This is a genomic window from Micromonospora sp. 15K316 (assembly GCF_004348525.1).
Lineage (GTDB): Bacteria > Actinomycetota > Actinomycetes > Mycobacteriales > Micromonosporaceae > Micromonospora.
Window position 1 is genome coordinate 1 of record NZ_SMKG01000257.1, and the last position, 7,826, is coordinate 7,826.

Genomic DNA, 7,826 nt, shown 5'->3' on the forward strand with positions numbered 1-7,826 from the left:
GGCGGGTGGTGGTCGGCGCGTTGGCGGAGCTGAGCCGGTAACGTCGGCGGGGTGCGTGATCAGCTGCCACTCCGCCTCGTGCTCGCCTCCGCGAGTCCCGCCCGTCGCAAGATCCTGCAGGCCGCCGGCATCGAGCCGGACGTACTGGTCAGCGGTGTCGACGAATCCCTCGTGGTCACCGACCGGGCCGACGAGCTCTGCCTGGAGTTGGCCCGGATGAAGGCGCAGGCGGTGCTCACCCGGCTGCGGCCGGCGACCGACGAGCGCACCCTGGTGATCGGCTGTGACTCGGTGCTCGAGTTCGACGGCGAGATCTTCGGCAAGCCGGCCGACGCCGCCGACGCCGCGCAGCGCTGGCGGCGGATGCGTGGACGCAGCGGCGTGCTGCACAGCGGACACTGCCTGATCGACGTCACGGCGGCGCGCCGGGCCGAGGCGGTCGCCTCGACGGTCGTGCACTTCGCCGACGTCAGCGACGAGGAGATCGGCACGTACGTCGCCACCGGTGAGCCGCTCGCCGTGGCCGGGGCCTTCACGATCGACGGGTTGGGCGGTCCGTTCGTCCAGCGGATCGAGGGTGATCCGAGCACGGTCATCGGGCTGTCCCTGCCGCTGCTGCGCAGGCTCCTCGCCGACCTCGACCTGCGGATCACTGATCTGTGGACGAAGGTCGCGCCGGGCGGCCAGTCGGTCGAGCCGCTCGGTTAGCGTGCCTCCATGACCACCAAGTCGATTCCGCTGACGGACGAGTTGCACGGGTACCTCGTCGGGCACGGATCCCCGCCCGACGAGATCATCCGTGACCTCGCCGAGGAGACCCGCGCGGTGCTGCCGGACGAGGCCACCATGCAGGTCGCGCCGGAGCAGGCCGCGTTCCTGACGTTTCTCACCCGGATCCTCGGGGCGCGGCAGGCGGTCGAGGTGGGCACGTTCACCGGTCTCTCCTCGTTGGCGATCGCCCGGGGCCTGGCCGAGGGCGGACGGCTCACCTGCTTTGACATCTCCGAGGAGTACACCGGGATCGCCCGGCGCTACTGGGCGCGGGCCGGGGTGGACGACCGGATCGAGCTGCGCATCGGCCCGGCCGGGGACACGCTGCGGGACCTGCCGCACGAGCGGTACCTCGACTTCGCCTTCATCGACGCGGACAAGACCGGTTACCCGATCTACTGGGCCGAGCTGGTGCCGCGGATGCGGCCCGGCGGCGTCATCGCCGTGGACAACGTGCTGCGCGGCGGCCGGGTGATCGCCCCGCAGGACGAGGGCGACCGGGCCATCGCCGCCTTCAACGACGAGGTGCTCGCCGACGTCCGGGTGGACGCGGTGATGCTGCCGATCGCGGACGGACTCACGCTGGCCCGCGTGCACTGACCGCGCCACCCAACGCAGAACGGACGGACTCACACCGGCCCGCGTGCACTGACCGCGCCACCCAACGCAGAACGGACGGACTCACACCGGCCCGCGTGCACTGACCGCGCCACCCAACGCAGAACGGACGGACTCACGCCGGCCCGCGTGCGCTGACCGCGCCACCACACGCGGAGCGGACACTCGCCCGCCCGCGTGCGCTCCCGCGCCCACGCGAAAGCGGCCAGGTAGGGCGGCCAGATCGGCGACGCCGGGGGCGGTGCGATCCGACCGCCCCGGCTCGCCCCGATCAGTCCTGACCGCGCCACCACGGGCAGAGCGGGCGGCTGATCGACTCCGGTTCAATGAGGTCGGGGTGTCGGACGCTGCCGACACCCCGACCTCAATGACCTCGTGTGGATCAAACCCGCCGTGGACGGCCCCGGCCGGTCGCTCAGCGGACGCTGCGGGCGAACTGCCGGGCGGCCCAGTAGACGCCGAGCACGGCGAGTACGGCGATGATGGTCAGCCCCTGCCAGACCCGGTCGTTGCCCAGGTCGCCGGCGAAGAGGGCCCGGGTGCCGTCGACGGCCCAGGAGAACGGGTTCCAGTCGGCGATGCCCTGCAACCAGCCGGGCGCGAAGCTGAGCGGCAGCAGGATGCCGGAGAGCAGAAGTACCGGCTGGGCGACGGTGTTCATCAGTGGCGCCAGCGCGTCCTCGCTCTTGACCTTCAGCGCGACGCCGTAGGAGACCGCCGAGGTCATCAGCGCGATCAGCGCGAGCATCAGGTACGCGAGCAGCAGGTCCCCCAGGAGGACCCGCAGGTCGAACGCGAGGGCGAGCAGGGTGATGATGATCGCCTGCACGATCAGCGAGACGACGTCGCGCAGGGAGCGGCCGAGCAGCAGGGCGAGCCGGCTGACCGGGGTGACCCGGGAGCGCTCGATCACCCCGGCGCGCAGCTCGGCGATCAGGCCGAAGCCCTGGAAGAGGCCGCCGAAGATGGCCAGCAGCACCAGCAGGCCGGGTACGAAGATCTTGTATGCCTCGGCCTGGGTCGGCGCGTTCAGCGCCGGCTTGAGCAGCGGGGCGAAGAGCAGGAGGTACATCACCGGCTGGAAGACGCCGACGAAGACCCAGACCGGGTTACGGATGAGCAGCTGGAACTGGCGTTGGAAGATGAGCCAGGTGTCGCGGGCGAGCTTCATGATCGATCTCCGGTTGGTCAGGACTCGCGCAGCGAGCGGCCGGTCTTGGTGAGGAAGACGTCGTCCAGGCTGGGGCGGTGCAGCTCGATCGAGGAGAGCGCGAGCCCGACCTGGTCCAGCCGGCGGAGGATCTGCGGGATCGCGGTGGCGCCCTCGTCGACGTACAGCCGCAGGCCGCCCTCGTCGACGGTCTCCAGCTTCCGGACGTACGCCTCGCCGTCGAGCGCCTTCGCCGCCTGCGGCGTGGCGACGACGTCGAGGCCGACCTGGACGACGTCGCCGGAGATCTCCCGCTTGAGCTCGGTCGGAGTCCCCTCGGCGACGACCTGGCCGTGGTCCATGATGGCGATCCGGTCGCAGAGCGCGTCGGCCTCGTCCAGGTAGTGCGTGGTGATGAAGACTGTCATGCCTTCGGTGCGCAGCCGCCGGATCTCGTCCCACATGTGCGCCCGGCTCTGCGGGTCGAGCCCGGTGGTGGGCTCGTCCAGAAAGACGATCTTCGGCTCGTGGATGATGCCGAGGGCGATCTCCACCCGCCGCCGCTGACCGCCGGAGTAGGTCTTGCACTTGCGGTCGGCGAATTCGGCGAGTTGGAACGCGTCGAGGGCACGGACGGCCCGCTGGTGCGCCTCGGTCTTACCGATCCCGTAGAGCCGGGCCTGGAGGACCAGCTCCTCGCGGGCTGTCGACTCGTCCCAGGTGCTGCCGCCCTGGGCCACGTAGCCGATCCGGCGGCGTACCTCGCCCGGCGTCTTGCGCAGGTCGGCGCCGGCGATGGTCGCCTCCCCGCCGTCCGGCTCGATCAGCGTGGCGAGCATGCGCAGCGTGGTCGTCTTGCCGGCGCCGTTGGGGCCGAGGAAGCCGAAGATCTCCCCCTCGGCGACGGTCAGGTCGACGCCTCGTACCGCTTCGACGGTCTTCGTCTCCCGCCCGGCACGGGAGCGGAAGGACTTGCGTAATCCCCTGGTCTCGATCATGCGGGCTCCTGGTCGTCCGGGCCGGTGCGCCCGGCCACGGGTCGGCGGGAAAGGCGGCGTGGTCACCGGCCGCCGAGCAGCGGGCAGGCAGCGTGGGACGGCGCATTCCCCGTACGTCGCGAAGAGGCTAACGCGATATAGCTTTTCTGGTCAACGTTGATTATTCAGTTTGGGTGGGGTGCTCGGGCAGCCGCTGCTCCCACCCGGACCAACCCTCCGCCTGCTCCAGCCCAGCAGGCAGGTACGACACTCCGGAATCGATACGTTCCGCGATCCGCTCGCACCAGGCGATCTCCGCCTCCGCCCGGGCCGTCCAGAGCTCGAACATCCAGCCCACGTGGACCGGCTTGGTGTCACGCAGCCAGTCCGACTCCAACGAGGTGCGCATCCACGCCATGCCGGCGCGCAGCAGGTTCGCCCGGTTGCGCAGCGCCGCCGCCGCTTCCTCGCGCGGCAGCGCCGGCAGGAACGAGAAGGCAGCCGTGAACGGGTCCGCCGGCTCGTTCAACTGCCACCAGAGCCCACGCAGCAGCGACTCGAACTCGTCCTGCCCCTTCTCGGTGATCTCGTACGTCGTGCGGGCCGGCCGTCCGCCGACCTGCTCGGTGGCGACCGCCCGCAGCAGCCCCTCCTCGGTCAACTTGCGTAGTGCGTGGTAGATCGAGCCGGGCTGCACGTTGGCCCACTTGTCGGCGCTCCAGCTGAGCAGCTCGCGCCGCACGTCGTAGCCGTGCACGGGCTGCATCCACCGGACCAGACCGAGGATCATCATTCGCGTGGCAGACACGGCACAAGCGTATTAGGCAAGTTTGACTAGAGCGCGATGTGACCGTGCCCCAACCCACACTGAGCGATCGTTAGGGCCCGCCCGGGTGGCCTATACACTCCCGGTCAACGACCCCCCGGGAGGAGCCCCACGGTGCGTAAGGTACTCATCGCCAACCGCGGCGAGATCGCCGTCCGCGTCATCCGCGCCTGCCGCGACGCCGGACTGGAGAGCGTCGCCGTGTACGCCGACTCCGACCGGGACGCGCTGCACGCGACGCTGGCCGACGAGGCGTACGCCCTCGGCGGGGACACCGCGGCGGAGAGCTACCTGCGCATCGACAAGCTGATCGACGTCGCGGCCAGGTCCGGCGCCGACGCCGTGCACCCGGGCTACGGCTTCCTCTCCGAGAACGCCGACTTCGCCCAGGCCGTCATCGACGCCGGGCTCACCTGGATCGGCCCGACCCCGCAGGCCATCCGCGACCTCGGCGACAAGGTCACCGCCCGGCACATCGCCCAGCGCGCCGGCGCGCCACTGGTGCCCGGCACCCCGGACCCGGTCGCCAGCGCCGACGAGGTGCTGGCGTTCGCCGTCGACCACGGGCTGCCGGTCGCCATCAAGGCCGCCTTCGGCGGTGGCGGGCGCGGCCTCAAGGTCGCCCGCACGATGGAGGAGATCCCCCAGCTCTTCGAGTCGGCCACCCGCGAGGCGGTCGCCGCCTTCGGCCGCGGCGAGTGCTTCGTCGAGCGTTACCTCGACAAGCCGCGCCACGTCGAGGCCCAGGTGCTGGCCGACCAGCACGGCAACGTGATCGTGGTGGGCACCCGGGACTGCTCGCTCCAGCGGCGGCACCAGAAGCTCGTCGAGGAGGCGCCCGCACCGTTCCTCACCGACGCCCAGCGCACGCAGATCCACGAGAGCGCCAAGGCGATCTGCCGCGAGGCCGGCTACCACGGCGCCGGCACCGTCGAGTACCTCATCGGCGGCGACGGCACCATCTCCTTCCTCGAAGTGAACACCCGGCTCCAGGTGGAGCACCCGGTCACCGAGGAGACCGCCGGCATCGACCTGGTCCGCGAGCAGTTCCGCGTCGCCGACGGGGAGAAGCTGCGCCTCACCGAGGACCCGACGCCCCGCGGGCACGCCATCGAGTTCCGCATCAACGGCGAGGATCCGGGACGCAACTTCCTGCCCGCCCCGGGTGCCATCACCGCGCTGCGGCTGCCGACCGGCCCCGGCGTACGGGTGGACACCGGAATCTCTGCCGGTGACGTGATCGGCGGGAACTTCGACTCGCTGCTGGCCAAGGTGATCATCGTCGGCGAGACGCGGACCGAGGCGCTGGAGCGGGCCCGCCGGGCGCTCGACGAGATGGTCGTCGACGGCATGGCCACCGCGCTGCCGTTCCACCGGCTGGTGGTCCGCGATCCGGCCTTCACCGCGGAGCCCTTCACCGTCCACACCCGGTGGATCGAGACCGAGTTCGAGAACACGGTTCCGCCGTTCACCGCGACCGCCGGCCCGACCGCCGAGTCGGCCGAGCGGGAGACCGTCGTGGTCGAGGTGGGCGGCAAGCGGCTGGAGGTGACCCTCCCGGCCGGTCTCGGCGCCGGTACGAGCAGCGCCGCGCCCGCCGCTCGCAAGCCCACCCGTCGTGGTGGTGGGGCCGCCAAGGCCGGTGGCGCGGTCAGCGGCGACGCGCTCACCTCCCCGATGCAGGGCACCATCGTCAAGATCGCCGTGGCGGACGGGGACACCGTGGCCGAGGGTGACCTGGTCGTGGTGCTGGAGGCGATGAAGATGGAGCAGCCGCTGCACGCCCACAAGGCCGGCACGATCAGCGGCCTGAGCGCCGACGTCGGCGCGGTGATCAGCGCGGGCGCCGCCATCTGCACCATCTCCTGACGCAACTCGGGCGCGCCTCCTCCCGGTCGAGGGGGCCCGCCCGGGCCGTCAGCGAAGGGCTTCGGCGGCCACCGCGCGTACGGCGGCGGTGAGGGCGTTCAACGCCGTCGACTCCAGCCGCCAGTGCTGCCAGTACAGCGGCACGTCCACCTGCCGGCCCGGGGCGAGGTCGACGCACGCCCCGGAGGCGAGGTCGTCCTCGGCGATCTGCTCGGGCACCAGACCCCAGCCGAGTCCGTGCCGGATGGTCTCGCTGAACGCCGGCACCGAGGGCACGTAGTGCACCGGCGGGTCGAGCGTCCGCCCGGTCAGCGCACGGATGAAGCGGTGCTGCAGCCGGTCCTTCCGGTCGAAGACGACTGTCGGCGCGGCGGCCAGCGCCGCGGGGGTCGGCCCGTCGGCGAAGTACGCGGCGGCCAGCGCGGGGGCGGCGAGCGCCCGGTAGCGCATGGCACCGAGCCGGCGTACGCGGCAGCCCTGGACCGCCTCGCGCTGCGTGGTCACCGCCGCCGTCACCGCTCCGTCGCGGAGCAGCTCGGCGGTGTGGTCCTGATCCTCCTGGCGGATGTCGAGCGAGAGCTCCAGCCCTTCCGGGAGCCGGGCCAGGGCCGCCGCGAACCAGGTGGCGAGCGAGTCGGCGTTCACCACCACGGCCAGCCGGGTCCGCGCGCCGCCGCCGGTGAGCGGGCCGCGGGCGTCGGCCAGCGCCTCCCGCTCCAGCAGGACGAGTTGCCCGGCAAGACGGAGCAGCGGCGCGCCCGCCTCGGTCGCCACACAGGGTCGGGCCCGCCGGACGAGCACCTGCCCGACGGTCTCCTCCAGGGCCTTGACCCGCTGGCTGACGGCCGACGGGGTGACGTGCAGCAGCCGGGCCGCCGCCTCGAAGCTGCCCTCCGAGACGACGGCGGCGAGGGTACGCAGCTGGACGAAGTCGAGCCCTTCCATCAGCTCAGCTTAATCGGCGTCAAAATCTTTAGTTCGACTGATGTAGGCAGCTCGCCTACGGTCGGTGACGTGCTCAGCTCCGCCGTCGCCGGCTTCTCCGTCTCCATCGCCCTGATCGTCGCCATCGGGGCGCAGAACGCCTTCGTGCTGCGCCAGGGCCTGCGCCGCGAGCACGTCGTACCCGTCGTCCTCACCTGCGCCGCCTCGGACGCGCTACTGATCGGGGCGGGCATCGCGGGGGTCGGCACGCTGGTGACCGGCCACCCCGTCCTGCTCGCCGGGATCCGCTGGGGCGGCGCCGCGTTCCTGCTCTGTTACGCGGCGCTCGCCGCGCGCCGCGCCCTGCGGCCCGGCACGCTGCTGCCCACCGAGCGGCCACCGGCCACCCTGGGCGCCACCCTGCTGGCCTGCCTCGCCTTCACCTACCTGAACCCGCACGTCTACCTCGACACCGTGCTCCTGCTCGGGGGGATCGCCCAGCAGCACCCGCACCGCTGGCTCTTCGGCCTCGGCGCCGCCCTGGCCAGCGTGGTCTGGTTCACCGCGCTCGGCGCCGGGGCGCACCGGCTCGCCCCGCTGCTCGCCCGGGCCACCGCCTGGCGGCTCCTGGACGCCCTGATCGCCACCCTGATGGCCGTCCTCGCCCTGACCCTCCTCCTCACCTAACCCC

General features: G+C 71.9%; 8 protein-coding genes. 4 read left to right on the top strand and 4 right to left on the bottom strand.

Annotated features, from left to right (window positions below; genetic code table 11):
- Positions 1 to 51: 51 nt before the first annotated feature.
- A complete protein-coding gene (locus E1211_RS28550) occupies positions 52 to 708 on the top strand; it encodes a nucleoside triphosphate pyrophosphatase (RefSeq protein ID WP_132352743.1) in 657 nt (218 codons plus the stop codon).
- A 9-nt stretch (positions 709 to 717) separates the two neighbouring features.
- Positions 718 to 1,371, top strand: coding sequence for an O-methyltransferase (locus E1211_RS28555; RefSeq protein WP_132352745.1), 654 nt, complete (start codon positions 718 to 720; stop codon positions 1,369 to 1,371).
- 433 nt (positions 1,372 to 1,804) lie between these two features.
- On the opposite strand, the gene E1211_RS28560 is transcribed toward E1211_RS28555, so the two are convergent.
- The 3 genes from E1211_RS28560 to E1211_RS28570 all read right to left on the bottom strand — a co-directional run bounded on the left by E1211_RS28560 (position 1,805) and on the right by E1211_RS28570 (position 4,309).
- Positions 1,805 to 2,560 carry an ABC transporter permease gene (locus tag E1211_RS28560; protein WP_132352747.1) on the bottom strand — a complete coding sequence of 252 codons (756 nt, stop codon included), beginning with the start codon at positions 2,558 to 2,560 and terminating at the stop codon, positions 1,805 to 1,807.
- A 17-nt stretch (positions 2,561 to 2,577) separates the two neighbouring features.
- The gene (locus E1211_RS28565) at positions 2,578 to 3,537 is read right to left on the bottom strand and encodes an ATP-binding cassette domain-containing protein (RefSeq protein WP_132352749.1); all 960 of its coding nucleotides are present in this window, start codon (positions 3,535 to 3,537) and stop codon (positions 2,578 to 2,580) included.
- Positions 3,538 to 3,697: 160 nt separating this feature from the next.
- Positions 3,698 to 4,309 (bottom strand): PadR family transcriptional regulator, encoded by a 612-nt coding sequence (locus E1211_RS28570; RefSeq protein WP_132352757.1) that lies wholly within the window; start codon positions 4,307 to 4,309, stop codon positions 3,698 to 3,700.
- Positions 4,310 to 4,456: 147 nt separating this feature from the next.
- Between E1211_RS28570 and E1211_RS28575 the strand changes: the two genes are divergently transcribed.
- Positions 4,457 to 6,211, top strand: a complete 1,755-nt coding sequence (locus E1211_RS28575; protein ID WP_132352751.1) for a biotin carboxylase N-terminal domain-containing protein — start codon at positions 4,457 to 4,459, stop codon at positions 6,209 to 6,211.
- Positions 6,212 to 6,259: 48 nt separating this feature from the next.
- On the opposite strand, the gene E1211_RS28580 is transcribed toward E1211_RS28575, so the two are convergent.
- Entirely contained in the window at positions 6,260 to 7,156 is an 897-nt protein-coding gene (locus tag E1211_RS28580; protein ID WP_132352753.1) for a LysR family transcriptional regulator ArgP, read from the bottom strand.
- 69 nt (positions 7,157 to 7,225) lie between these two features.
- Here E1211_RS28580 and E1211_RS28585 point away from each other — a divergent pair, with 69 nt between their 5' ends.
- Positions 7,226 to 7,822: a LysE/ArgO family amino acid transporter gene (locus tag E1211_RS28585; RefSeq protein ID WP_132352755.1), complete on the top strand. Its 597-nt coding sequence runs from the start codon at positions 7,226 to 7,228 to the stop codon at positions 7,820 to 7,822.
- Positions 7,823 to 7,826: the final 4 nt, after the last annotated feature.